Origin of the sequence: Candidatus Hamiltonella defensa 5AT (Acyrthosiphon pisum), assembly GCF_000021705.1 — a bacterium.
Taxonomy (GTDB): Bacteria; Pseudomonadota; Gammaproteobacteria; order Enterobacterales; family Enterobacteriaceae; genus Hamiltonella; species Hamiltonella defendens.
In genome coordinates, this window is the sequence record NC_012751.1 from 2,012,190 (window position 1) to 2,036,441 (window position 24,252).

Genomic DNA, 24,252 nt, shown 5'->3' on the forward strand with positions numbered 1-24,252 from the left:
ATTAAAAAACATTTGTGTACTAAGGTATAGTATGTGTATTGGATCTTTAAAAAACCGAAAATTTTTGCGTCTAATGTGGTTTTTAATGCTGTCCTTCTCTATTTTAGGGTGGTTCGTATACGCTTTATTTTCAGATAAAACATCTTGGGTCGATACTGATGGCTTTTTACATGAACCACTGTTTGGTCTTATCCCAATCAGTTATTTTTTCGCGTTGGCAGCCATCGTGCTCGCATTATTCGATCTGGCCCTCAAATTCAGGAAATATAATTGATGTTTTTATTTATTTTTACAAATTTCAGTTAAAACAAGTAAAAGTAAATAACGCTCATTTTACCTTTTCAAAGGACTGGGCATAAATAAGCATTTTGATTTTTTTTTAAAATAGGTTTTTTAAATCCGGCCAGTAAGTGCAGGGTTGGGTGACTAGAAAAAATATAGTAATTAAATCAAAAGTATTACACGCCATAGATTGTTTGCATGAAGATAAATCGACGTTGAAAAAGCAAGCAAAATCAATGATAAAAAATACATAAGGTATATTAATATGTCTTTTTCAGAAAAAAGTCTATTTTAGAGGACATGACATGTATTCAAGCATTTTGAACACTACCCATACGTAGCAGGGGTAAACTCGCACAATCAATTATAATTTATTTCTATCCGCTAAAATTTGTTTGATTTCTACAGGAATGACTTTAGGTTCAACAATACGAACTTGCTTATGACGTGATAGCTGTCCTTTTTCAATCATAATATGGCTCTTGGCCACTTTACACTTTTTAGAAAGAAAATGGATTAAATGTTTGTTTGCTTTATTATCAACGGGCAAGGCAGTCAGATTTATTTTAATTTCATTGTGATGAATGCCCACGATGTTATCAAACCTGGATTGAGGTTGAATATAAACATTTAATATTAAAGATTTATCTGCAAATTTTATCATGTACAAATACATTAAGAATTAAAGATGAAAACAAAAAAATTAAACCATATACAAAATCATGTCACGCAACAATCTGGAACAGAACCCCCTTTTTCAGGAAAGTTGTTAAATAATACAAAAGAGGGAATTTATAGTTGTTTGTGTTGTGATACCCCTCTTTTTTCTTCAGACAATAAATTCGATTCTAAGTGTGGGTGGGCGAGTTTTAATGAAACGATTCATGCTCAAGTCATAAAATACAATCATGATTTTTCTCATGGTATGAAACGTATTGAAGTTCGTTGCACCCATTGTGATGCTCATTTAGGTCACGTTTTTCCAGATGGCCCAAAGCCAACGGGGCAGCGTTACTGTATTAATTCTGCCGCATTGAGTTTTACTGATAAAAAGTCAGGAGAAATCATAGAAGGTTAAATAAATAATATTATTAAACCTAAGATTCCTGATTTGCCGATTTTACTCTGAGAATCCAGTTTTCCGTGTCTTACTGAACTCTCGGTCCCCCGCCCTAATGCTGTAGCCTCGAATACGGTTTGTGGTTTTTCCTCATTGGTAAAAAACCGAAGCCAGTTGACAGTAAAAATGCGAATATTCGCCTCAATGTCGCTTAGAGTCTGTGTTTTCGGTGATGACAATATGTCTGACATTAAATTCTAATAGATTCAACAGAATTAATCATTATTAAGCAAATAACCAACATAAAAATTACGGTCAATTTCAAAAATTCCCCGGAAAATTTTTACCAATAAATCTTATTTTCATAGATAGTGTCCTGAAACTTTGATAATAGGATGGAGAATAGTAAAAAGCCCTCTGAGTTAAAATGTGGAGTATTGAAAGGTGTCGAGAAAGGTTATTGATGAAAATATGTGGGAAACACTATATCAATTCTTACCCGCGCCTAAAGGCAGACATGGAAAGGATGACCGTTTATTTTTAGAGGCGGTCTGCTGGATTATAAGGACGGGTGCGCCGTAGAGGGATTTACCGCCTGATTATGGGGACTGGAAAAGTGTCTATAATCGCTATAGCCGCTGGGTTAAGTAAAGTGCACTTCAATGAAATAGTTGAGGTGTTAAAAAAAGAGGGCGATCACGAATGGGCTATGATTGATGTAACGATTATTCGTGCTCATCAGCATTCATCGGGAGCAAGAGGGGGCAAGAGTTTCACGGGGTTCAGTACGAAAATTCATGTAAAGGGGACGCACTTGGAAGACCATTGAAGTTTATTTCAACGCCAAGACAAATGTCAGATATGATTATGTTTTTTGTGATTTTCATCATAATCTACGCGCCTAACCGCTGTTGCATGCAAACCAAAATTATCCATTATTCGTTTTGTCGACTTTCCATTCGGGGGTTTTGCAAAAAAAATATTATACAGTTCCTCTCCGTGTTTTCCTTCTGTCAAGCTTAGAGTCTCTTTATTGGTAACATCTTTTCGTTTAATCTTCTGGGGAAGCTCTCCATAAAAACCCTTCTCTTTGGCAACAACCCCATATTGATGTGCTGTAACTTCATTGGCAAAAACCGGTGATTTTTTATCACGAAAATTTAACATTAATGTCCACTTATTTGCTTTATATTTATTATAAAAATATAGCTTTTTCGATATTACATGATACTTTTTGATTTATAAAAATCATTTTATATAAATCTATTAATTAGATGATTCAATCAACTTATAAGGCGTTAGCCATAAAATTTAATAACAACAATCTTTAACAGCGCCATATAACCCGATGTTTTTATAAGTTGTTTTTTGACCACCCGTAAAAATGAGCGCTTTTTGTAATTTTTTTTAATTTAAAAACGTAAAATACCCTAAATTTATTTAACAGCATAAAACATAAAAAAAGGTAAGTATTATGAGTTTATTTTTATGTCTAAATTGCCTAAGTTCCAATCGAACGACTAAAAATTCAATTCAGTCTCAAAAAGCAAAAACAGGGATCTGGCAACAGTTCAAAAAATTTTTTGTAGGGATCAAAAACTTAAAGACCTATATAAAATCTGTTGTGTCAGGAAACGGCGCCTATTCAAAAGAGACCGGAAAATCAATGGCAGGCCTAGCGTTAAACACGCTCACAGTTGAAAGCAGATCAAAAGAATCATTAAATCTTATTTCAAACAGCGAAAACAAATTTTACGCCAAAGCCGCAAAAGAATGCAAAAAAAAAGACGAAGGATACTTAAAAGCAATCCAAACAGCCACAAATCCTGAATTTTTAAATGCAAAAGAAAAAAGTGTCAAAGATAATTCGACACGTGGCACTCATCATACCTCTATTCAGAGCGGGGATAATCATACTTTAGTGCCTAATCCTTCCAGTTCAGTTTCTTCAAATGCGGCTGTTGATCCTACAATTGGAGCAAAAACAATCTCTGATTCTTCAGAAGTGCCTAAAAATGTTGTTACTACGTTGAATGGCAAAAATAAAAAGCTTCAAACAGAAAGTAAAAGTTTAGACAAAAATTTCCTTGAAAAACTTTTTACTGAATATTACGGGAAAAGGGCTTTGAGAAGGCATCATTTCCTCTTAATGTCGAAAAAACAGCAGTATGGTTTTACTGTGGTGCCGCACACATTACAGTAAATGAAGCTCTGAGAAATGGTGAAGTTATGAATGAAGCAGATACCTTCTGTTCATCAGGGGCTTAGTTCTGCTTTTGAGGTAAAATCTGATAATCAAAAACTGGAAAAGACTTACAGAGGTGTGAACGGTCCTGATAGTTTTGATAAAATTTCAGAAGGAGAATCTACGAGTGATACAGGATATCTTTCAACGTCCCGTAAATTCCAAGTCGCTCAAAGGTTTAGTAAATCTCTTTCGGCTGAAACTCGTGGGTCAATATCAGTCATTTTCGGTAAATCAGGTATGGATATTAGTGACGCATCTATGTTTAATAATAGTGAATCTGAAGTTCTTTATAGGAATAATACAGAAATGACACTTCTATTTTCTGGAATCAATAAAAAAGATGTTAAATTTAGAGTTCTGCAGGAGAAGAATTTACCTGATGAAACAGGAACTGAGAAAAGATTAGTAGATGCATTGGATTTAAATATTTCTAATCTAATGATAAACACAAATAGGAGCCTGTTGAAGATTTTGTTTAAACGCCTTTTTTAAAATCTTAAAAATAATATTAATTTCAATCTATAATTAAAATAACTTTGTTAACAGTGCTATGCCTCAAACTCATAGAACTGTCTGACATTCATAAAGACAGCCCTCTTGATGAGTAACCGAATAACGCCATTCTTAAGCGGTCAGAAAAATAAAACGAGCCTGTACCCAAATCTGGTTACAGGTCTATTTATCTTGGCCCTTCGGCACTTCCGGCCAGTCTATTTCCCCCGTCTTGGGATCAACGTCGATCAATGAACAGAGCTAATTTTAGATTGGCACTACAGTTGGAGTATACTGGTGAGTGGCTTTTTCTTGAAAACCGTGATCGCCAAAATCCGAAACAGGAACTGTGTGACCGTGACAAGCAAGAGTTGACATCGCTTCTGATATTTCATTGATGTTTGTGGACATGAAAGAGGATCGACGATTTGCTTCACGTAAACCTTCCTGACAGGCCAGATTTATTAACTCTTTTATGTTAAAATCAGAAGTAGAAATATTTTCTTTTTTTAACATGTCATACACTTCTTTAAGTGTGAAATCAGGTTTTATGTTTTTTGGTATAATGTCAATTGTTTTTTTAACTCTGTCTATTTTTACTTCATAGACTTCATTGTTTGTGGTTTCAATTTGTTGGACATTTTCATTAATTATTTGATTAATTTTGTTAGGGTTTTCTCTTAAATCGTCTTTTATGCTGGAAGCTTGTTTATATAAATTTTGGTTCGCTTTATCTCTATTTTTTATTGTTTCGTAAATTTCAAATAAAACTTGACGTGTCTCTTTGGGAAGATTTTTATCTAAAAATTTTGTGTAAAACATATCACGCACATTAGACGTATCGATAGGAATATCTTGATATAAATTATTTTTAGTGAATGCTGCTTCGGAAAGATGAGCAGCACAGCTTTTTTTTGAGAAACGCTTCTCAATTTTACTGAGAAGCGTTTTTCTCAAATTCTCTTTTTGAGTCAAACCCCTTGATAAAGCATCAGAAAAAGAGGAAATTAAAAGATCGAATTTTGAATCACAGTAATCGACGAGACTATCAGCGAAGACATTGATGTGATAGGTATCACTCCCCAATGTTTTTTCTTGATTCATCATTGCATCAATATAATCACTTTCGTTTTCATGAAGGTATAATTTCAAGGTAGCATGCGAGCTTTTTATTTGACCAGAATTTTGATGAAAATTCTTAAAAACCCGGATGAATTTAGACTTAATATGGTGTTTGAGTTCTAATTCAAATTGGTCTGTAGGAAGTTTACGTATGTTGGTATAAATATCTTCTCCGTCACTATCTTTACCAGTATTGAACCAAACTGCTCTGCGAGGCGTCAGTGATTTCCAAAAATTTAAAGTTTTTTCCCCATAAATTTCAATGTTTAATTGATTGTTTTCACCGAGATTAAAATTCATTTTTTTCTCATATTTTGAAATTTGGGGTGTCAATTTCAGTTCAGTTTCTGGGAGTTGTTTTATGGCTGTGGCAGGAGAAAAAAGTTGTGTAAAAAAGGTATGTATAAACACGGTTTGTTTTCCTTATCTTAAAATTAAAAAAACGCTTTTTTTAAAAAATTCATGTTGATGAATCAATATTTTTTTGAATCAAAATATATGATTTTCATTATTTAAGCTTTTTATCTATCCTAGATTTCTTATTAAAATTTAATGCGAACTGACTTTAACCGTTATTTTAGTGCATTAAAGTGATTTTCGATTATTATTTCTTATATTTTTTAAGTTTATTGATTAAAAATGTTTTATTTAATAGAAAAATACATTTCAATACAGCCACGAGTTTCGCCCTGAAGAACTGTGGGCGCTTATGGCACCTTGGGTAGACAAAGCAAGGCTCTGTTGATTGATGGCCGATGATACTGTGCTATAGCTAAGCGATTTAATTTTAGTTACAATATAAAGAACTAATTAGCATGAGGTCACTATGAGTTATTCAGTGGATTTTCGTCAAAAAGTCCTGAGTATTCGAGAGAAAGAAGGACTGAGCATCAGAGCAACGGCGAAGCGTTTTCACGTAGGTACAGATACTCTCAGGCGTTGGCTCAAGCGAATAGAACCGAAACCCTCGGGTCCGCGTCGAGGCAAGATGGATAAAGAGGCGTTTATCAAAGATGTGGCAGAGTATCCAGATAGCTATCAACGGGAACGGGCGGCCCGTTTCGGGGTGTGCCCCAAAGCCATCTGGCAAGCATTGAAAAGATGGGGTCTGACCTATAAAAAAAACTCTGCGTCATCCCAAGGCAAACGAAGAGGCACGACAGGGGTTCCAGGAAAAAATCGCGGGGTATCAAAAGCAGGGTAAATCTCTGGTTTATCTCGATGAGAGCGGCTTTGCTCACGATATGCCCCGCCTCTACGGATACGCTACACGAGGTCAACGCTGTTTTGGGACTCACGATTGGCAGGCTAAGGGCCGCACTAACGTCATTGGTGCCTTATTAGGGGTCACTCTCATCGCGGTGGGCCTCTTTAACTGCTCCATTAACAGCGATGTTTTTTATGCCTGGGTCACTCAGCTGCTCCTACCCGCTCTTCCTCATCCGTGCGTGATGATGATGGATAACGCTTCTTTCCACAAGCGAAAAGATATTCAACACGCCATTCTCAACGCCGGTCATTCTATTGAATATTTGCCTCCTTATTCGCCCGAGTTCAACCCTATTGAGCACACATGGGCTCAAGCTAAAAGAAAAAGAAGAGAACTTCAATGCGACATCAATACCTTGTTTTCAGAACATATTATGTAACTATTCTTATGTCGTTTAGCTATAGCGAAAACTCGCCGCAAAAAAATAGCGGGGGTTCATTATCAGTATTAGGGCAATCAACATGATGTTATAGCAGGCATCGGCTGAGTGAACCTGTTTTGTCTCACTAAATCAAGTGCGAAACTTGTGGTGAGGCCAGAAAAAACAATGGCAGAAAGGCATCAAACAACAAAAATCATCAAACCAAAACAAATCCACTTTAACCAATCAGGGGTGAGCGAAAATCGTCATTAACATACTGTCAGACATCAATCGGATCGTATATCTCACTGTCCTATTGATTTCTTTTCCGCTCCATGCTCAGCATTTCAGTAGGTTGACGCTGGAAAGTGTCGTCATTGTCAGTCGGCATGGCGTAAGAGCGCCCACCAAATTCACGCCTTTAATGCAAAGGGTGACGCCTAATAAATGGCCTGTTTGGGAGGTTCCTTATGGATGGATGACTCCCCGTGGAGGGCAACTGGTTTCATTTATGGGGAGATATCAACATCTCAGACTTGTCAATGAAGGTCTGTTTCAGGAAGGCAAATGCCCAACAAAAGACGAAGTTTCTGTTCTTGCTGATATAGACCAGAGAACACGAAAAACAGGAGAAGCTTTTCTTTCAGGGTTTATGCCATCATGTTCTTTAGCAATACATGACCCGCCAATTTTCAACAAAAAAGCCCCTCTTTTTAATCCAATAAAAGCAGGTGTCTGTCATATGGATGAGGGGCATGTGAAGCTGGGTGTTCTTATGCGTGCAGGGGGATCTTTGGAACATTTTACTCAAAAGAATCAGCCGGCTTTTTCTGTTCTAGAGAACGTTTTAAATTTCGCACACTCTGATTTTTGTAAAAACAATCCACCAGGAAAATCCTGCACGCTTATAAACGCTCTCCCAGCTGGCCTCCAGGTTCATAGAGATAATGTGTCACTCAGTGGTGCACCTGGCCTTGCTTCAATGTTGACTGAGATTTTTCTTTTACAACAGGCCCAAGGGATGTCTCATGTCGCCTGGGGGAAAATTTCCAGTAGGGAAGAGTGGGATCAATTGCTGAGTTTACATAATGCTCAATTCGATCTTCTGCAGCGAATGCCTTATATTGCCCGCCACCGCGCAACGCCTTTGTTAGATTTAATACTGATGGCACTGACTCCGGGGAATAAAGGTAAAAATGTTGACGGCATTACACTCCCTGCGTCTTTGCTGTTTATCGCTGGACACGACACGAATATTGCGAATATTGGTGGTGCGTTAGGGATGAAATGGCAGCTTTCTGGTCAGCCTGACAACACTCCCCCAGGCGGAGAACTTGTTTTTGAACGTTGGGTTCGTATAAGTGACAACACACAATGGATAAAGATATCTATCGTCTATCAGACATTAGAGCAAATGAGGAATATGAGCCAGTTATCACTAGAAAATCCGCCTGTTCAAGTGGACCTGGCTTTGCCTGCATGTGAAGAACAAAACGAGCAACAGATGTGTTCACTGAAAAGTGTTCACAAAATCATTCAATCAGTACGCATTCCTGAATGTAGCATCTGCAGTAAGCATCATTAATACTTTGTTAAATCAGCACTAAACAAATTTAACTGCTCAATCGAATCAAAAACAGGATCGTTACAGTTCTCACGCAAGAAAGCAGGTTGGGAAAACAGCACGTTATCCACTACTTTTGAGAAAATTTTGTTCGAGGGAAGCCTACCATGAGTATCTATTTTTCTGTTGGGGGTTGTTCATTGGGTAAAGTTTTAGTTGCTCAAAGCGCATTCGGGGTATGTGCTATCCTGATGGGAGATGACGAGACATTGCTGATGAATGAACTCAAAGCGATTTTCACCAGAGAGACGTTGCTGGAAAATCATGGATTACTTAAACCGCACTTAGGACAGGTGAGTCATTTTATTGATTCACCTATGGATAAAATAGCTTTTCCGCTCGATATTCAGGGGACTCTATTCCAGCTGAGCGTCTGGCAGGCATTACGAGATATCCCGTTTGGGGAGACACTGAGTTATCGAGATATGGCCAGAAAAATACACCGCCCCGATGCGGTGCGAGCGGTAGCAAACGCTTGTGCCTCCAATCACCTGGCGGTGGTCATTCCTTGTCACCGTATCATTCGTACCGATGGTACGCCGTCTGGTTATCGTTGGGGCATTGACCGAAAACGCCAACTGTTAGCAAACGAAGCAAGATGTTTGTACGATGCGTGACTTTTTGACGATGCAAACACCTGGAAGCCATGAATCATCTTTGTGTGGCAAGGCTGAATTGAAACCAACTCATCTAAAAATTCTGAACTGCTTAGATCTAGACCTCCTCGATAATAATACCGTATAATGCCGGCCTCATTTAGGCCCCTTAGCTCAGTTGGTTAGAGCGCGCGACTCATAATCGCTAGGTCGCTGGTTCAAGTCCAGCAGGGGCCACCAATGACAAATGAATTGACATTTCATCCCTTCTTTTTTCATCTTCAATACAAAAGCACAGCCTATAGTTTTTTTGCAAGAGCTCTATTGCGAAAGAAATTTTTACAAATTGTTGAGCTTTTAATCATAATATTTATTAAAACCTGATTTCTTTTTGTCACTGATGTGACTAGGCTAATAGAAAATTTAAAGTGAAATTACCTTATTTTTTTACTGGCAGAGTCGTCAGACTCTTCGAATGCAGATACCTCATTAAGAGAATGATAATGATGACAAAAAAAAGCTTTCGTATAGAAGAAGACCTTTTAGGTAAACGACCCGTTCTCAATAGTGCTTATTATGGGATTCATACCGTAAGGGCCATTGACAATTTTCAGATCAGTAGTCACAAGATTAGCGACGTGCCTGAACTTATTCATGGAATGGTGATGGTAAAAAAAGCCGCCGCCATGGCGAACAGTGAGCTAGGTACACTTTCTCGCGAAGTTGCTGATATCATTATAAAAGCCTGTGATGAAATTCTAATTAACCAAAAATGCATGGATCAGTTCCCTGTAGATATTTTTCAGGGTGGTGCCGGGACTTCCTTGAATATGAATACGAATGAAGTACTTGCTAACATTGGGTTGGAGCTTATGGGGTATCAAAAAGGCCAATACGAGCACCTTAATCCTAATGATCACCTCAATCAATCTCAATCTACAAATGATGCTTATCCTACAGGGTTTCGCCTTGCGGTTTATGTTTCTATTGGAAAATTGATCATCGCAATTAAAGAGTTACATCAAAGCTTTGGTAAAAAAGCAAAAAAATTTTTCGACATTCTAAAAATGGGCCGCACCCAGTTGCAGGATGCTGTTCCTATGACATTAGGCCAGGAATTTAAGGCTTTTGAAGTTTTGCTTAATGAAGAAATAAAAAATCTAGAGCGCACCAGAAAACTATTATTAGAAATTAACTTAGGGGCTACAGCGATTGGTACCGGCTTAAACACACCGGAAGGTTACCAGGTGCTGGTGATTAAAAAATTGTGTGAGCTGACTCAATTAAAATTTGTAGCTGCAGATAATTTAATCGAAGCCACTTCAGACTGCGGTGCGTATGTCATGGTGCATAGTGCGCTAAAGCGTTTAGCGGTGAAAATGTCAAAAATTTGTAATGATTTACGTTTATTATCTTCAGGCCCTAGAGCGGGATTAAATGAAATTAATTTACCTCAACTACAAGCAGGCTCTTCCATTATGCCTGCGAAGGTCAATCCTGTGATCCCAGAGGTGGTCAACCAAGTCTGTTTCAAAGTGATTGGTAATGATATTTGTGTGACCATGGCGGCAGAAGCGGGCCAACTTCAATTAAACGTAATGGAACCCGTCATTGCTCAGGCTATGTTTGAATCTATTCAGATTCTGACGAACGCTTGTCAGAATTTAAAAGAAAAATGTATAAAAGGTATCACTGCCAATAAGGAGGTTTGTGAACATTCTGTTCTCAACTCTATCGGTATAGTGACTTATCTTAATCCTTTTATTGGACACCATAATGGAGATATCGTTGGTAAAGAGTGCGCAAAAACGGGTAAAAGTGTTCGTGAGGTTGTATTACAAAAAGGCTTACTCACAGAAGCGGAGCTAGATAATATTTTATCCGTTGAAAATTTGATGCGCCCCAGATACATCGCAAAGCGGCATTATGATGATTAATTTTTTCAAGAAATTTGTGCTCACGAAAATATGCTCAGACTAGGCCTTCTACGCTGACTAAAGTCTTATCATTATGTTGATTCATCATCGGCTTGATATTCTAAATTTAAGACAAAACGTAATATCGCCGCCACAGGTTCAAAAAGATGCTCGGGGATAATTTCATCACAATTCACTTCATTATGTAGCATTTGCGCGAGTCTCACATTTTCAACCACTGGCACATCAAATTTTTCGGCTAATTTAATAATGGTCTGAGCCCTTGTTCCCTTTCCTTTTTCAAGCACGATAGGTAGTGGCGCTTCTTCTGGATGATAAAATAAACACACCGCAAAATGAGTGGGATTTTTAATCACTGCGGTTGAGCCTTTGACTTTATTAGAGAGGCTTCCGCTTTGAATTTCCTGTTGTAATTCTCGACGTTTAGATTTTATTTCAGGATCACCATCGGTATCTTTGTATTCACGTTTGATTTCTTCACGGGACATTTTCATTTTTTTCATGGTGTTATAATGCTGAAAGCTGTAGTCCAAGATACCAAATATCACGTAACACGCGAGCAAAGATCCCAGCAACCATTGCATTAAAGTACCAAATATCGGAAAAGCACAATGAGTGCCACAATACGATAAATATCCAAAGGTAGGTGCATATTCGCGAAGTAGATAAGCAAAAATTAAAGAGACTAAAATCACTTTAAATAATGATTTACAAATTTCAAACAAGCTGCGGAGGGAGACCAAATTTTTAAAATTACTGATAGGATTGATATGTTGGCCTTTAAAACCGATTGCTTTGATTGCGAGTAGAGGGCCAACCTGTGACATAACGACCAGTATGGTCGCTAATGCTAATCCCCCTCCTAATACTCCCATAATCTGTAAAAACACACTGGCTATTTCAGAGGTCAGATCGAGTACCGCAATGCCTATAGGTTTATCTAATTTTTTTATACTACTGGTAATTAAAAGACCCATCAAATTCACTAGATTAGGCCCGACTAATGAAAAATAAATGAGAATAATGGCCAATTGTGTGCCTGAAGTAATTTCGACACTTTTAATGACCTCTCCCTTTTCCCGGGATTCTTTTATGCGTTTCTCTGTAGGTTTTTCGTTTTTTTCAGGCATGATCAGCCGCTCTTTAAAATTTTAACCAGATAGGTCATATTTTTTTCAATATGTTTAATTTCATTCAAATAATGGTGAAATGCAAAAGGCAAACTGATCAGCAATAAAAAAAGGGCCATAATGCTCTTGATAGGCATGGCAAGAAAAAAAACATTAAGTTGTTGTGCGGAACGGTTAATAAGCCCTAACGAAAGGTCTGTTATTAGCATCACTAACAATGCAGGTAAAGCGAAGTTAAAACAAAGTTCGAACATTAATCCCCACTGCATTTTTATAAAGCTAAATAATTTTTCTCCAAAAAATAGAATTTTTTCTCCTGGGTATAATAGGTCATAAGAACCATAAATTACCCTCAATAATGAATTAAATCCCCCTGCAATTAAAAATAGTACAGACAAAACCTGGCTAAATAAAATGCCGAAAACAGAGGATTGCATTCCCATAGTAGGGTTAATAGCACTGGCCATAGTCGCGCCACGCATGGTGTCTATTAAAGAAGCGGCCATTTCAATCGCCCAAAATGGCAACGCAGCAAAGAAACCTATGGTGACACCGATGACCAGCTCCATCATGATAGCGAAGCACCAATGAATTAATATGTGAGAATGTATTAAAGAAGAAGAAATGGTGATGGGAGTGATAGGCAAAGCGATCGCCACCAATAACCCATTACGCAACAGAGAACTACCTAAACTGTGAGTCGTGAATACAGGAAAAATCAACAAAACCCCTAAGGGGCGAGCCATCGCAAGTCCGAGGGCGGTCAGCCAAGGAATATATTCAGCCATTTTATTGGTGCATATTCCCAATTTGTAAGAAAACTTGATGGGTATAATTCAGCATGGTACTTCCCATCCAGTGATAGCTCATCAGCAAACACAGGCAAACTGCCAATAATTTAATTAAAAATTGTAATGTTTGATCCTGAATCTGTGTCAACGCTTGAAATAAACTGACCATCAAACCCACTAATGAGGCCACTACCACAACAGGCATCGAAAGAATTAAAACAATCCAAAGTACCTGAGTGGTTAATTGAATAATAATGGCATTACTCATCGGTAAGATCCTGCCAATTGCCCCAATATCATGTCCCAACCTCCCACCAGAAGGAAAATAAGTATTTTGAAAGGTAATGAAATGGTCATAGGTGACATCATCATCATGCCCATCGCCAATAGAATATTGGACACGATCAAATCGATGGCCACAAAAGGAAGATAAAGTAATAGACCTATTTTAAAGGCCTCAATAAGCTGGCTTACGGTAAAAGCGGGCATTAATATCAGCAATGAATCTGAAGCAACTTTATCACGGTACTTTTTTGGCCAATTATTTTTAATCATATCGGAAAAAAAATTGATTTGCTCCGATGAGGTGTTATGAAGAAGAAATTGACGATAAGGATCGAGCGCTTTGCTGTTAATTTGCTCGACAAAAGTGCCAAAATCCTGTGATAATTTTTCTCCTTTTAAGCTTTCATTCACCTCCAAACCGACCGGAGCCATGATGAAAATCGTCAATACCAAAGCCAAACCGTAGATAGCAATATTCGGAGGTGTTTGTTGCACACCTAATGCATTACGTAATAAAGAAAAAACGACCGACAACTTTAAAAAGCAAGTCCCCATCACGACCAGTAATGGAAAAATAGATAATAAAAAGAGTAAAGTAATTAATTCATAGGAGCTATTGACTAATTCCATGACCTATCCCAATAGACCTTTTGCAAGATCATTTCAAAAATCTATTAAAAATGACTGTATATTATTGGAGACGATCAACAAATAGCATAGGGTGATAACTGGATATCGATCATTCAAGCTATATTATTTATGAATGATGATGTTACCTGGATAACAGCTTTTTTAATTCATTCCCACCCTTATGACGAATATCCTGTCCTTCAACATAATAAACAATAAACTCACAAATATTTTGGCAGCGATCTCCTATCCGTTCGATGGAACGAGCGCAAGAAAGCGCAGTGATCACACTGGGGATAGTGCGGGTATCTTCCATCATATAGGTCATTAATTGGCGCACTATTCCTTCATATTCTTGATCTACCTTTTCATCTTCCTGATAAATTTTGATGGCCATATTAAGATTCATGGTTGTAAAAGCATCGAGAACGTCGCCGAGCATCTGGATAGTGTGTTTACCTAAAGATTCAAGACTGGCTAAAACAACTGATTTTTGTTGATCAGATAATGTTTTAAACGCCGTAGAGCAAATTCTCTCAGCGACATCTCCAATACGTTCTAATTCTGAAATAATTTTTATAATCGCTATCACTAAACGTAAATCCTTTGCAATAGGTTGACGTCTTGCGATAATAAGGACGCAGTCTTCATCGATTTTCATTTCCATTTCATTCACTTTTTTATCTGCTTTGATCACTTTTTTTGCTAATTGCATATCTTGGTCGTGCATCGCTCTAATAGCATCAGTCAATTGTTTTTTGACTAATTGTCCCATGGACTGTACCTGAGTATGAATTCCCTCAAGATCAGCATTAAACTGTCCTGAAATATGTTTGTCTAAATTAAGATCGTTCATAAAGTGCCCTAAGTTAGCCATACCTTCCTGTAATATAATCCTCTGTTTGTTTTTTTTTCGGCGTAGTAAACAAAATATCTGTATCACTGAATTCAATTAATTCACCTAAATACATAAATGCGGTGTAATCAGAACAGCGAGCTGCCTGTTGCATGTTATGAGTCACGATGACTACGGTGTAGTCTGATTTTAATTCACTGATCAGTTCTTCTATTTTACCGGTAGAAATCGGATCAAGAGCAGAACAGGGCTCATCGAGCAATAAGACTTCGGGTCGGATGGCAATCCCCCGTGCAATACACAATCTTTGCTGTTGTCCCCCGGATAAACTATAGCCACTTTGTTGTAGTTTATCTTTAATTTCATTCCAGAGTGCGGCTTTAGTCAGCGCCCATTCAACTCGCTCATTCATTTCAACGCGTGAAAGATTCTCAAAGAGCCGGACTCCAAATGCAATATTATCGTAAATAGACATGGGAAAAGGCGTTGGTTTTTGAAAAACCATCCCGACTTTTGCTCGCAACAAGGCAATATCCTGTTTATCGGTCAGAATATTTTGACCATCCAACGATATACTGCCTTCTGTTCTTTGCTCTGGATACAATTGATACATTTTATTAAAGGTGCGTAATAGAGTTGATTTGCCACAGCCTGAGGGCCCTATAAAGGCCGTGACTTGATTTCGAGTAATATCTAAAGAAATATTTTTTAGCGCCTGAAACTTTCCGTAATAAAAATTAAGAGAACGCACCTGAATTTTGCTGATGTCAGTAAGCATAATAATTAAGACTCATCTCTTTGATGACATTTTTTTGTAGTGCATTTGTATAGTAAGCATAAGAGTTCCGTAAAAATTTGTTTCTTTCTTAAAAATAAAGTCGTCATATTTAATATCCACTCATAATTCAAGATAAAAGCCTAATATCATAGTTTTTAAGCTTTCTTCTTTTTAGAGAAAATGATGCGCGCTAATATATTTAAAAATAACACACAAAACGTAATCAATAACACGCCCGCCCAAGCTAACTGTTGCCATTGAGAAAAAGGGCTCATCGCAAATTTAAATATGGTAACCGGCAAATTAGCAATTGGTTGACTTAAATCTGTGCTCCAAAATTGATTAGACAACGAAGTAAACAGTAGGGGTGCGGTTTCTCCGGAAATACGAGCAATTGCCAAAAGAATACCGGTCAAAATACCGGGAATAGACGCCTTCAACGTGATAGAAAAAATCATACGCCATTGAGGAGCGCCCACTGCATAAGCCGCTTCTCTCAAACTATCGGGTACCAAAGTGAGCATATTTTCAGTGGTACGTATCACAATTGGGATCTGTAGTAATCCCAACGCAATCAACCCCGCCCATCCAGAAAAATGCTCCATTCGAGTCACGACAAAAGTATAAACAAAAAGGCCGATCACAATTGAAGGAGCTGACAATAAAATATCATTGATAAAACGAATCATCTCTGCCAAACGAGATTTACGACCATATTCTGCCAAATAAATGCCTGACATGACCCCCAATGGGGTGCCTACCAAAGTGGCTCCTAAAATTAACAAAATACTGCCCATAATCGCATTAGCTAAACCCCCTCCCTCTGTATTCGGAGGTGGGGTCATCTCAGTAAATAAAGCGAAAGACATGCCATCCATACCTTTGACTACAGTAGAAAAAAGGATCCATATTAACCAAAACAATCCAAAAATCATCGTAATCATTGAAAGTAACAAAGCCATTTTATTTTTATTACGGCGCCAAGCTTGCTTTCTAGTTCGAGTTGCCATCAAAGTCAGCGGATGCTTTATTTTTATATTCTGATGAGCTTCCTTCATCTAATGCCCTTCTTTTTTAGATATGCGTGAAATCATCCATTTAGATAGGGTGAGCACGATAAATGTAATGAAAAACAAAATCAGGCTTAATTCCATCAACGCGGCAGTATGTAAACCCGATTCAGCTTCAGCAAATTCATTTGCTATGGAGGAGGTAATACTATTGCCCGGCATGAATAATGAAAAACTGTTTAATTGATAGGTATTCCCGATAATAAAGGTGACTGCCATTGTTTCGCCGAGTGCTCGCCCAAGGCCTAACATGATCCCACCAATCACTCCGTTTTTTGTAAATGGCAACACAACATGCCAGATGACTTCCCAGGTTGTGCATCCAATACCATAGGCAGATTCTTTCATCATAATAGGTGTTTGATCAAAAACATCCCTCATCACAGAAGCAATATAGGGAATGATCATAATAGCTAAAATTACCCCTGCAGCTAAAATACCAATGCCAAAGGCAGGGCCTGAAAACAACATTCCAATAATAGGAATTCCTGAAACAACATCAGCGACAGGCTCTTGGAAATATTGAGCGAATATCGGTGAAAAAACGAACAAGCCCCACATTCCATACACAATACTAGGAATAGCCGCCAAAAGTTCAATTGCCAATCCTAATGGCCTTTTTAACCAATTGGGCGCTAACTCTGTCAAAAACAACGCGATGCCAAAGCTGACCGGGACGGCAATCACAATAGCGATGAGCGATGTCACTATCGTTCCGTAAATGGGAACTAAAGCACCAAAATGATCAGCAGGAGGATTCCATTCTTTGGTCCAAAAAAAAGAAAATCCGAATTTTTCTATGCTAGGCCAAGAAGTCAAAAGCAACGATAGGATGATCCCGGATAACAAAAAAAGAGTGAAAAAAGCGGCCAGTTTTACCAAAGTACTAAAAACAATATCCCCGTATTTATTGGGTAATTTCACCGAAAGACTGGACTTAACCATGTATAATTTCCATCGCAAGCAAACCATTATTTTTACAAAGATCAAGTGTAAAATAGACATGAAATTTTTTATGTCCGACTGCAGTTGTTAAAAATGAGTTCAAAATACTTGTTTTTTCTCTATTAAAAACATTTTTATACAAGACAGATCACAGACAAAAAATACTGCCTTTTTTCGCTTATTTTTTATATTTGTTTGAGAATTAATTAAGCTTTAAAAAAAGCTTGACCATTTTTATTCTTACAGCTGAGTTTCCCATGCCTTACGTATCTGATTAATGACAGAGTCGGGCAAGGTCGCATAATCAAGATCATGCGCCTCTTTAGCGCCATATCTATAAGCCCAATCAAAAAATTTGAGAACATCGATACGTCTATCATTGGTCTTTTTAGGGGTTTTCTTTATCAGAATGAACGTTGCTGCTGTGATTGGCCATGAATTATCTCCTTTTTGATCTGTTAAATCCTGAGCAAAAGAGTGTGTCCAGTCAACATCCTTTGCCGCCGATTCAAAGCTGGTTAAATTTGGTGTAACAGACCGATTATTTGCAGACAATAATCTAGTGTAGGCTAAATTATTTTGCTTCGCGTAAGAGTATTCCACATAACCAATCGAACCAGGTACACGTTGAACAAAAGCGGCGACCCCATCGTTACCTTTCCCTCCTAAGCCAATTGGCCAATTAATATTAGAGCCCTCGCCTATTTTTGCTTTCCATTCAGGATTTTTTTTAGAAAGATAATGCGTAAAAACAAAAGTCGTGCCTGAGCCATCTGCACGACGCACAACGGCAATATCCTGATCAGGCAATATCATCTTAATCTCAGGATTTAACGCTATAATTTCAGGATCATTCCACTTTTTAATTTTACCTAAATAAATATCTCCGAGCACTTTACCATCTAATATAAGCTGAGCTGATTTAATACCAGGAATATTGATGGCCAGGACGATCCCGCCAATCACAGTGGGAAATTGAAATAAATTATTTTTCAGTAATTGTTGTTCCGTTAAAGGAATATCCGAAGCCGCGAAATCAACTGTATTGGCAATAATTTGTTTGATACCTGCGGATGAGCCGATACCCTGATAGTTAATTTTAGCGCCCATCTTTTTTTGATAGGAATCTGCCCACTTTGAATACAAAGAAGTAGGAAATGTCGCGCCAGCCCCCGTCAAGTTCGTGCTAGAAAATGCTGAGGCCGTGATTAAAAAAATACTACTGAAAACACAAAGAAAAGTGATATGCCGTAATTTCATAATGGGCCTTTTATATTTTGGAATCTGAAATGAAAGTTAAAAAACTTGCTTCAACAAATTGTCTTCATAAACAGAAAGATGTGCAAGCAATAAAAAAATAATAGATTTTTTGTAAAATCGTAGCCTGATGATTCAAATCATAACTAAAATTCAAAAAAACACCCACACCCCATTTTTTTCAGAGGCCCTTTCAGAAGAAAATTTCGATAAAACTCGCATTTTTATGTAAAGAAAAGAAATCACAAAAAATATTTTCAGATCCTCTTAGAAGCTTCTGCACTAAGTCCCCCAATCACATTTTATAAATAAATTCATCGTAGTATAAAGGCCTAACAGAAAACCCCGATAAATTTTTTTTTCATTTTTTAAAAGATATGGAGATCTCTAAAAATGTTTTTTTCACTATGGCAGGTAGGTTTAGATATTCAAATGAGCGGAGTCCGCGCGCTTGCTGTTTTAAAACGCCGTTATGGCTGGCAGGTGCGCTATTGGTGGTATCATCCTCTTGATAAAGGTGTTCTACAAAACGGAAATTTACAAAAGCCTGAAAAATTAACTGAGGTTTTTCGTTTATTGGCTCAACTCCTTCCAAAAAATATTTCATTACGTATTAATTTACCTGCACAAAGAATTTTACAAAAAAGTATTCCTAAGCCAGATAAAAGATTAAGAGAGCCAGCCTGCAGAGAATTTATTCAATTTAATGCCAAAAAGCAGTTTGCAATTAATGATCAAACCTTATCATTGGATTATCGAGCTCCAATAAAAAATCGCACGTCATTATTAATGACAGCGGCTCATCAACAAGAAATCAATGCCTGGAAAAATTGTCTTGAAAATGCGGGACTCAAACCGAATGTGATTGACATTTCACCTTGTGCTTTACGCTATATGGCTGCAGAAGCAAAATTATCACAGGAACATATTTTGTTACATCAGTTGGAAAATGAATGGCTATGGACATCACCGTTGAACACGCCTTTTCGCTACGGTTTAATTTCTGGAACGCAAGAAAATATAATCGAAGAGCTCCGCTGTGTTTATTCAGACGGATATCGTCCGATGTCTCAAATTTATTACACGGGTCTGCTAGAGGTAGATCCACCTAAAAATACCATTCCATGGTCTCCTTTTTTAGCATTTAAACAGTTTCAACCTCCATTACCTGCGTTACCTATGTCTTTTGCATTAGCAGGTGGTTTGGCTGTACGTCCAAAGGATTTTTAATGTTTCAGGTTAATTTTTTACCTTGGAGGGAGAATAAACTAAAAAAAAGTGGCTATTTTTGGAGCGGTTTTTTTTTACTACAAATACTCATCATCATAACGGTCACTCTATTTATTCGTTTTTTTTTGCAAAATGAATATCAAAAAAGAGAAATAACTTTACATTTTTTATTAAAAAAACATGAAAAATTACAAAATACATATAATAAAACTAAACAAAGATTAATTGATTTGAAAGACATACAATCAAGCATACAAATTTATGAAAATATATATCAAAAAACAAAAAGTTATTTAACATTATTAAATCAATTATCAAATTTTATTCCAGAGCGTTGTTGGTTATTAGAGATAAAACAAAAAGATCAAACATTGATTTTGGATGGAATCAGTCATGATTACAATAGTATTGCACTTTTTATAGAAGGATTAAGTCAAAAAATATTGATCCATAATATTGAATTACAGAAAGTAAGTCAGAAAAAAAAAGGGGTATTTTATTTTACTATAGCAATAAATGAGTTTTTATCATTATAAAGCGATCAATCATGAATAAAAAATTTCAAAATTATTTTAATAGACCAATATGGCAGATTTTTTTATATCAATGGTTTTTTTTAGGTATATTGATTTATATTGTATATATATTTGATTTACATATAATATTTAATCTATTGAAGCTAAAAAAAGACGAAATTTTAAATCAAAAAAAAATGATCGAAAAAATTGAAAATAAATTATCTTTATTACCTGAGTTATTTTCTTTAGAAAAAGAAATACAAATATTAAAATTAGAAAACATTTTTTCATTGAAAATGGAACACAAAAAAAACAGCTTAAAAAATGATTTTTATCAAAAATTTAATCATTTAAACATCCAACTTATCAACTGGGAAAAACAAAAAATAGAAATTAAAGAAAATTTTATACATAAAAATTGGATAGCTTGCATTAATACTGATTATTATGGAATCATCAACTTTTTAGTGGAATTACTAAAAAACAATCCTCCGATTTTAATTAAAAAAATAGATATATTTAATAAATCAAAAAATTTTCATGATCTCATTGATGAAAAAGAAAATCTTGAAATGACTATTCAGATCACACAAATTTTACCTATAAATACGAGAATTAAGAATGAATAATAATAACCACAAAAAATATAAATTTATTTTTTTATTTATTGTTCATGTATTTACTCAATATAGCTTTGCTAATGAAAATATTAAATATAAAGAACCAAGAAGAGATCCGTTTAAACCTTTTTTATTAATACCTTGCAATCAAGGTTTGGATAAAATAAAAAAATGGAAACTAAAAGGTGTATTAGGTAAAGAAAATAATTATAAAGCTTGGGTGATTAATCAAAATGGGGAATGGCATCAATTAAAAACAAAAGAATTTATCTTAACAAATTGGGAAATAAATAAAATTACTCTAAATCGAATGAATATGAATTATATTTCCGTTTATCATCCTGAAAAAAAAGACATCCACAAACATTGTGAAAAAAATTTATCAGAAATAGCACTTTTCCTTGATTAAGGAATATCATAGATTATTGAAAATCATCAAAAAGGTTTAAAATTTAATGATTAAAATAATAAAAATTTTTATCGTAGCCTATTTATTTTTATTAAGCAGCTTGAGTTTTTCTAAAGAACAAAAAGATATTTTTGTCAATATGGAATTTAAAGACACGCCTGTGGTTGTTATTTTACAAGCTTTAGCAGATTATCAAAAATTGAATTTGGTCATTGCAAAAGGGGTACAGGGAAATCTAAGCCTAAGATTAATAGAGGTTCCTTGGTCACATGCATTAGATGTGATTTTACGGATGAGTCAATTACGAATTGAGCGTAAAGATAATATTCTTATGGTTTTTACAGAACAGGAAATCATTAATAAACAAATAGAAAAATTACAGATAAAAAACGAAAAAAAATCCCAATCAAAAAAAATGAATTATTTAATTTTTACATTCCAACATGCAGACTCGGAGGAAGTAGCAAAAAATTTAAGTGCCAACAGAGGTTTTTTGCTTTCTCAAGAAGGGAATGTGATAGCAGATAAAAGAACCAATAACCTTTTTATTCATGATACAGCACAATCTTTGGCAGGATTAACAAAATGGTTAAAAGAAATAGATTCTCCTTTACGGCAAATAGAATTATCAGCTCATATTGTGACAATGAGCAGTGAAAATTTATATGAATTAGGTATTAGATGGGGCATGAATGCCTTGGAAAAGGGCAACCCTCTTGGAATTAAAAATTTTAATATTAATTTACCGCTAAAAAACACTGCAATTGCTGCAAATTTTCAGGTTGCAAGCATTAATAGCCGTCTTTTAGATCTTGAGCTCAGTGCATTAGAACAAGAAAATCAAGTAGATATTATCGCGAGTCCCCGCTTGATAACTTCTCACCAGCAAACAGCCAGTATCAAGCAGGGCACCGACATTCCTTATCAAATCAATGGTAAAAAAGAGAATGTCAGCATTGAATTTAAAGAAGCGGTATTAGGGATGGAAGTCACTCCTACCATATTAGGCAATGATAAAATTAGATTAAAACTAAAAATCAGTCAGAATATGCCAGGTATGGCGATTAAACGTGGGAATGCAGAAACTCTTGCGATCGATAAACAGGAAATCACCACACAAATTATAGTAAAGCATGGTGAAACGATTGTTCTTGGAGGCATTTTTCAGAAAAAAAACAATCATCGAATCGATAAGGTACCGGGGTTTGGAAACATTCCTTTTTTGGGGGCTTTATTTAGACAAGATGTTAATCAACAACGACGGCGTGAACTGGTCATTTTTATTACACCCAAACTGATTCATTAGAGTGATTCTCATATATTTCAGTTTATTAGATATAGCACTGTTAACAAAGTCTGTTTGTAAAAATAAAACTCATTATTTTTGCTTATTTGATTCGAGAAAGCCGTGAGCCGTTTTATTTTTTTGTTCGCTATGAGTGACTTTTGCGTCTTTAAGTGAGTTTGTTAACAGTGCCATAGTCAATCAAGCGTGTACTACAGTGTGAGCGACTTGTCCTGCAGTGGATTCCAGTGTCGGTGTAGAGGCTCTGCCTGAGACGCCAGTGAGTCACTTTGTGATGACGCAAAACCCGCCATGGATTCAGGCAATCTTCCTGCTGTCAAGTCAGACTCCGAGACCTTGCTCACTGGCACAGGAGAGCCCGCCCCTAAATCCAGGCGCTTATTTTTCAGCGCGCTGTCATGACGTACCCTCACCGTGTCATTTTGGTCCGTTCCCTCAGGTCTGCCAATAGAGACCAGACCTTCTTCGTTCACCTCTACAGCGGCGACATCCCCATTGAGGTCGACTAACGAGAGAGGACGGTCAGGCGCCTCTTTGATGAAATGTTTGATACGGACACTAGCGTGGGTATCGCCGACAGGGCTCAGCACCACGTCGTCTTTGTCTGTGGTGAATACCGTCTCTTGCAACAACCAGGGGACTTCTACTCTATCCTGTATCAGAGGGTCGTCCTTATGATGAGGCATGACATGACGATGAATGACGATGTCCCGTTTTAAAACCGCATTCTCTACCACATAATGATGGGCCATGCCGGTGCCCATCAAAAGCTCTTTTTGGTGAAAGTTATCTAAAATCAGGGGAGGCACAGGCCATCGGCCATCCGCCTGTTGCATGAGCGTTTCAGGAAACCCGGTGATGAACATGCCATCCCGGGTGTACAAAAAATAATGATGCTGCAGGGCTCGCGTCTTTCCTTGTGCTGGGCCGTACATGTTTTTGAATCTCACCTCAGTGAGACTCTGGTTATCATTTCTCAGGGTCAACACCATGTCGCCCCCCGACTCTGTGTCCTTGAGAGACAGGCTCATCACATTGGCCGCGTTATAATCTAATATGATGTTGCTGGTGTCATGTTGACCCACGGTCTCTTTGACCTCTATTTCGGTCAGCGTGTCTGCGGCGCGGTTGTTTTGTAAAATGCGATAGCTGTCGATGCCCTCACCTCCTGTCGCGGTCCCTGAGCTCAGGCTTAAAATGTCATTCCCACCGTGACCTGACAGGGTATCTGACCCACCGGCGCCTTCCAGATGGTTATTCCTGTCGTCACCAATCAGAATATCATTCGTCTCACGGTGACCTATCGCATGTTCGATATTCTCTAATGTCGCTATCTTGGTATCCTCGCCGACATATTTGACCTCTCCTTTGTGCAGGTCAATCTGATAGCCTCTGCCGTTAGCCGGCTTGACCGCCGCTATCACGGTGTCCTGGT

At 37.0% G+C, this 24,252-nt stretch carries 27 protein-coding genes and 1 tRNA gene; 15 read left to right on the top strand and 13 right to left on the bottom strand.

Annotation, left to right across the window (positions count from 1 at the left end; genetic code table 11):
* Positions 1-85: 85 nt before the first annotated feature.
* On the top strand, positions 86-274 hold the full coding sequence (locus HDEF_RS10020) for a DUF3955 domain-containing protein (protein ID WP_234809502.1): 189 nt from the start codon (positions 86-88) through the stop codon (positions 272-274).
* A 372-nt stretch (positions 275-646) separates the two neighbouring features.
* On the opposite strand, the gene HDEF_RS10025 is transcribed toward HDEF_RS10020, so the two are convergent.
* Positions 647-958 carry a DUF167 family protein gene (locus HDEF_RS10025; RefSeq protein ID WP_015874499.1) on the bottom strand — a complete coding sequence of 104 codons (312 nt, stop codon included), beginning with the start codon at positions 956-958 and terminating at the stop codon, positions 647-649.
* A gap of 12 nt (positions 959-970) precedes the next feature.
* Here HDEF_RS10025 and msrB point away from each other — a divergent pair, with 12 nt between their 5' ends.
* Positions 971-1,360 (top strand): peptide-methionine (R)-S-oxide reductase MsrB, encoded by a 390-nt coding sequence (gene msrB / locus HDEF_RS10030; protein ID WP_015874500.1) that lies wholly within the window; start codon positions 971-973, stop codon positions 1,358-1,360.
* Between the two features lie 837 nt (positions 1,361-2,197).
* On the opposite strand, the gene HDEF_RS10045 is transcribed toward msrB, so the two are convergent.
* Positions 2,198-2,509 (bottom strand): hypothetical protein, encoded by a 312-nt coding sequence (locus HDEF_RS10045; protein ID WP_015874502.1) that lies wholly within the window; start codon positions 2,507-2,509, stop codon positions 2,198-2,200.
* A gap of 307 nt (positions 2,510-2,816) precedes the next feature.
* On the opposite strand from HDEF_RS10045, the gene HDEF_RS10050 reads away from it, so the two are divergent.
* Positions 2,817-3,545 (top strand): hypothetical protein, encoded by a 729-nt coding sequence (locus HDEF_RS10050; RefSeq protein WP_015874504.1) that lies wholly within the window; start codon positions 2,817-2,819, stop codon positions 3,543-3,545.
* A 30-nt stretch (positions 3,546-3,575) separates the two neighbouring features.
* On the top strand, positions 3,576-4,082 hold the full coding sequence (locus HDEF_RS10055) for an ADP-ribosyltransferase (RefSeq protein ID WP_015874505.1): 507 nt from the start codon (positions 3,576-3,578) through the stop codon (positions 4,080-4,082).
* A gap of 267 nt (positions 4,083-4,349) precedes the next feature.
* On the opposite strand, the gene HDEF_RS10060 is transcribed toward HDEF_RS10055, so the two are convergent.
* Positions 4,350-5,615: a hypothetical protein gene (locus HDEF_RS10060; RefSeq protein ID WP_044612404.1), complete on the bottom strand. Its 1,266-nt coding sequence runs from the start codon at positions 5,613-5,615 to the stop codon at positions 4,350-4,352.
* A 415-nt stretch (positions 5,616-6,030) separates the two neighbouring features.
* Here HDEF_RS10060 and HDEF_RS10065 point away from each other — a divergent pair, with 415 nt between their 5' ends.
* The 6 genes from HDEF_RS10065 to aspA all read left to right on the top strand — a co-directional run bounded on the left by HDEF_RS10065 (position 6,031) and on the right by aspA (position 10,992).
* A complete protein-coding gene (locus HDEF_RS10065) occupies positions 6,031-6,408 on the top strand; it encodes an IS630 transposase-related protein (RefSeq protein ID WP_012737971.1) in 378 nt (125 codons plus the stop codon).
* Positions 6,332-6,853 carry an IS630 family transposase gene (locus tag HDEF_RS10070; RefSeq protein ID WP_302476659.1) on the top strand — a complete coding sequence of 174 codons (522 nt, stop codon included), beginning with the start codon at positions 6,332-6,334 and terminating at the stop codon, positions 6,851-6,853. The genes HDEF_RS10065 and HDEF_RS10070 overlap by 77 nt, the downstream gene beginning before the upstream one ends.
* 259 nt (positions 6,854-7,112) lie before the next feature.
* On the top strand, positions 7,113-8,420 hold the full coding sequence (locus HDEF_RS10075) for an AppA family phytase/histidine-type acid phosphatase (protein ID WP_015874509.1): 1,308 nt from the start codon (positions 7,113-7,115) through the stop codon (positions 8,418-8,420).
* 146 nt (positions 8,421-8,566) lie between these two features.
* Complete coding sequence (locus HDEF_RS10080) at positions 8,567-9,076, top strand: methylated-DNA--[protein]-cysteine S-methyltransferase (RefSeq protein ID WP_015874510.1); 510 nt, start codon at positions 8,567-8,569, stop codon at positions 9,074-9,076.
* A 142-nt stretch (positions 9,077-9,218) separates the two neighbouring features.
* A tRNA-Ile gene (locus HDEF_RS10085) sits at positions 9,219-9,295 on the top strand.
* 266 nt (positions 9,296-9,561) lie between these two features.
* Complete coding sequence (gene aspA, locus HDEF_RS10090; RefSeq protein WP_015874511.1) at positions 9,562-10,992, top strand: aspartate ammonia-lyase; 1,431 nt, start codon at positions 9,562-9,564, stop codon at positions 10,990-10,992.
* Between the two features lie 71 nt (positions 10,993-11,063).
* Here aspA and HDEF_RS10095 read toward each other — a convergent pair whose 3' ends face one another.
* The 9 genes from HDEF_RS10095 to pstS form a co-directional block, all read right to left on the bottom strand.
* A complete protein-coding gene (locus tag HDEF_RS10095) occupies positions 11,064-12,122 on the bottom strand; it encodes an EscU/YscU/HrcU family type III secretion system export apparatus switch protein (protein ID WP_015874512.1) in 1,059 nt (352 codons plus the stop codon).
* Between the two features lie 2 nt (positions 12,123-12,124).
* Positions 12,125-12,910 (bottom strand): type III secretion system export apparatus subunit SctT, encoded by a 786-nt coding sequence (gene sctT / locus HDEF_RS10100; RefSeq protein ID WP_015874513.1) that lies wholly within the window; start codon positions 12,908-12,910, stop codon positions 12,125-12,127.
* A 1-nt stretch (position 12,911) separates the two neighbouring features.
* Positions 12,912-13,181 (bottom strand): EscS/YscS/HrcS family type III secretion system export apparatus protein, encoded by a 270-nt coding sequence (locus tag HDEF_RS10105; protein ID WP_015874514.1) that lies wholly within the window; start codon positions 13,179-13,181, stop codon positions 12,912-12,914.
* Positions 13,178-13,828 carry a type III secretion system export apparatus subunit SctR gene (sctR, locus tag HDEF_RS10110; protein ID WP_015874515.1) on the bottom strand — a complete coding sequence of 217 codons (651 nt, stop codon included), beginning with the start codon at positions 13,826-13,828 and terminating at the stop codon, positions 13,178-13,180. Before sctR ends, HDEF_RS10105 begins: the two co-directional genes overlap by 4 nt.
* A gap of 142 nt (positions 13,829-13,970) precedes the next feature.
* Positions 13,971-14,684, bottom strand: a complete 714-nt coding sequence (gene phoU / locus HDEF_RS10115; protein WP_015874516.1) for a phosphate signaling complex protein PhoU — start codon at positions 14,682-14,684, stop codon at positions 13,971-13,973.
* Between the two features lie 13 nt (positions 14,685-14,697).
* A complete protein-coding gene (gene pstB / locus HDEF_RS10120) occupies positions 14,698-15,462 on the bottom strand; it encodes a phosphate ABC transporter ATP-binding protein PstB (protein WP_015874517.1) in 765 nt (254 codons plus the stop codon).
* 155 nt (positions 15,463-15,617) lie between these two features.
* Entirely contained in the window at positions 15,618-16,520 is a 903-nt protein-coding gene (gene pstA, locus HDEF_RS10125) for a phosphate ABC transporter permease PstA (RefSeq protein WP_015874518.1), read from the bottom strand.
* Positions 16,521-17,477 carry a phosphate ABC transporter permease PstC gene (pstC, locus tag HDEF_RS10130; protein ID WP_015874519.1) on the bottom strand — a complete coding sequence of 319 codons (957 nt, stop codon included), beginning with the start codon at positions 17,475-17,477 and terminating at the stop codon, positions 16,521-16,523.
* A 240-nt stretch (positions 17,478-17,717) separates the two neighbouring features.
* Complete coding sequence (gene pstS / locus HDEF_RS10135) at positions 17,718-18,737, bottom strand: phosphate ABC transporter substrate-binding protein PstS (protein WP_015874520.1); 1,020 nt, start codon at positions 18,735-18,737, stop codon at positions 17,718-17,720.
* 390 nt (positions 18,738-19,127) lie between these two features.
* On the opposite strand from pstS, the gene pilM reads away from it, so the two are divergent.
* From pilM to hofQ, 5 genes are read left to right on the top strand one after another with little or no spacing between them, the layout of a single operon-like run.
* Positions 19,128-19,964: a type IV pilus biogenesis protein PilM gene (pilM, locus tag HDEF_RS10140; protein WP_015874524.1), complete on the top strand. Its 837-nt coding sequence runs from the start codon at positions 19,128-19,130 to the stop codon at positions 19,962-19,964.
* Positions 19,964-20,500 (top strand): PilN domain-containing protein, encoded by a 537-nt coding sequence (locus HDEF_RS10145; protein ID WP_015874525.1) that lies wholly within the window; start codon positions 19,964-19,966, stop codon positions 20,498-20,500. Before pilM ends, HDEF_RS10145 begins: the two co-directional genes overlap by 1 nt.
* A gap of 11 nt (positions 20,501-20,511) precedes the next feature.
* The gene (locus tag HDEF_RS10150) at positions 20,512-21,111 is read left to right on the top strand and encodes a hypothetical protein (RefSeq protein ID WP_015874526.1); all 600 of its coding nucleotides are present in this window, start codon (positions 20,512-20,514) and stop codon (positions 21,109-21,111) included.
* A complete protein-coding gene (locus tag HDEF_RS10155) occupies positions 21,104-21,511 on the top strand; it encodes a hypothetical protein (RefSeq protein WP_015874527.1) in 408 nt (135 codons plus the stop codon). The genes HDEF_RS10150 and HDEF_RS10155 overlap by 8 nt, the downstream gene beginning before the upstream one ends.
* Positions 21,512-21,557: 46 nt before the next feature.
* The gene (hofQ, locus tag HDEF_RS10160; RefSeq protein WP_015874528.1) at positions 21,558-22,817 is read left to right on the top strand and encodes a DNA uptake porin HofQ; all 1,260 of its coding nucleotides are present in this window, start codon (positions 21,558-21,560) and stop codon (positions 22,815-22,817) included.
* 191 nt (positions 22,818-23,008) lie between these two features.
* On the opposite strand, the gene HDEF_RS10165 is transcribed toward hofQ, so the two are convergent.
* Positions 23,009-24,241, bottom strand: a complete 1,233-nt coding sequence (locus HDEF_RS10165) for a calcium-binding protein (protein WP_015874530.1) — start codon at positions 24,239-24,241, stop codon at positions 23,009-23,011.
* Positions 24,242-24,252: the final 11 nt, after the last annotated feature.

Bases quoted from the DNA above. Each gene is read 5' to 3' on its own strand.
- HDEF_RS10020 (WP_234809502.1), top strand. From the start codon at position 86: ATGCTGTCCTTCTCTATTTTAGGGTGGTTCGTATACGCTTTATTTTCA.
- HDEF_RS10025 (WP_015874499.1), bottom strand. From the start codon at position 958: ATGTATTTGTACATGATAAAATTTGCAGATAAATCTTTAATATTAAAT.
- msrB (WP_015874500.1), top strand. From the start codon at position 971: ATGAAAACAAAAAAATTAAACCATATACAAAATCATGTCACGCAACAA.
- HDEF_RS10045 (WP_015874502.1), bottom strand. From the start codon at position 2,509: ATGTTAAATTTTCGTGATAAAAAATCACCGGTTTTTGCCAATGAAGTT.
- HDEF_RS10050 (WP_015874504.1), top strand. From the start codon at position 2,817: ATGAGTTTATTTTTATGTCTAAATTGCCTAAGTTCCAATCGAACGACT.
- HDEF_RS10055 (WP_015874505.1), top strand. From the start codon at position 3,576: ATGAAGCAGATACCTTCTGTTCATCAGGGGCTTAGTTCTGCTTTTGAG.
- HDEF_RS10065 (WP_012737971.1), top strand. From the start codon at position 6,031: ATGAGTTATTCAGTGGATTTTCGTCAAAAAGTCCTGAGTATTCGAGAG.
- HDEF_RS10080 (WP_015874510.1), top strand. From the start codon at position 8,567: ATGAGTATCTATTTTTCTGTTGGGGGTTGTTCATTGGGTAAAGTTTTA.
- aspA (WP_015874511.1), top strand. From the start codon at position 9,562: ATGACAAAAAAAAGCTTTCGTATAGAAGAAGACCTTTTAGGTAAACGA.
- HDEF_RS10095 (WP_015874512.1), bottom strand. From the start codon at position 12,122: ATGCCTGAAAAAAACGAAAAACCTACAGAGAAACGCATAAAAGAATCC.
- sctT (WP_015874513.1), bottom strand. From the start codon at position 12,910: ATGGCTGAATATATTCCTTGGCTGACCGCCCTCGGACTTGCGATGGCT.
- HDEF_RS10105 (WP_015874514.1), bottom strand. From the start codon at position 13,181: ATGAGTAATGCCATTATTATTCAATTAACCACTCAGGTACTTTGGATT.
- sctR (WP_015874515.1), bottom strand. From the start codon at position 13,828: ATGGAATTAGTCAATAGCTCCTATGAATTAATTACTTTACTCTTTTTA.
- phoU (WP_015874516.1), bottom strand. From the start codon at position 14,684: ATGAACGATCTTAATTTAGACAAACATATTTCAGGACAGTTTAATGCT.
- pstB (WP_015874517.1), bottom strand. From the start codon at position 15,462: ATGCTTACTGACATCAGCAAAATTCAGGTGCGTTCTCTTAATTTTTAT.
- pstA (WP_015874518.1), bottom strand. From the start codon at position 16,520: ATGAAGGAAGCTCATCAGAATATAAAAATAAAGCATCCGCTGACTTTG.
- pstC (WP_015874519.1), bottom strand. From the start codon at position 17,477: ATGGTTAAGTCCAGTCTTTCGGTGAAATTACCCAATAAATACGGGGAT.
- pstS (WP_015874520.1), bottom strand. From the start codon at position 18,737: ATGAAATTACGGCATATCACTTTTCTTTGTGTTTTCAGTAGTATTTTT.
- pilM (WP_015874524.1), top strand. From the start codon at position 19,128: ATGTTTTTTTCACTATGGCAGGTAGGTTTAGATATTCAAATGAGCGGA.
- HDEF_RS10145 (WP_015874525.1), top strand. From the start codon at position 19,964: ATGTTTCAGGTTAATTTTTTACCTTGGAGGGAGAATAAACTAAAAAAA.
- HDEF_RS10150 (WP_015874526.1), top strand. From the start codon at position 20,512: ATGAATAAAAAATTTCAAAATTATTTTAATAGACCAATATGGCAGATT.
- HDEF_RS10155 (WP_015874527.1), top strand. From the start codon at position 21,104: ATGAATAATAATAACCACAAAAAATATAAATTTATTTTTTTATTTATT.
- hofQ (WP_015874528.1), top strand. From the start codon at position 21,558: ATGATTAAAATAATAAAAATTTTTATCGTAGCCTATTTATTTTTATTA.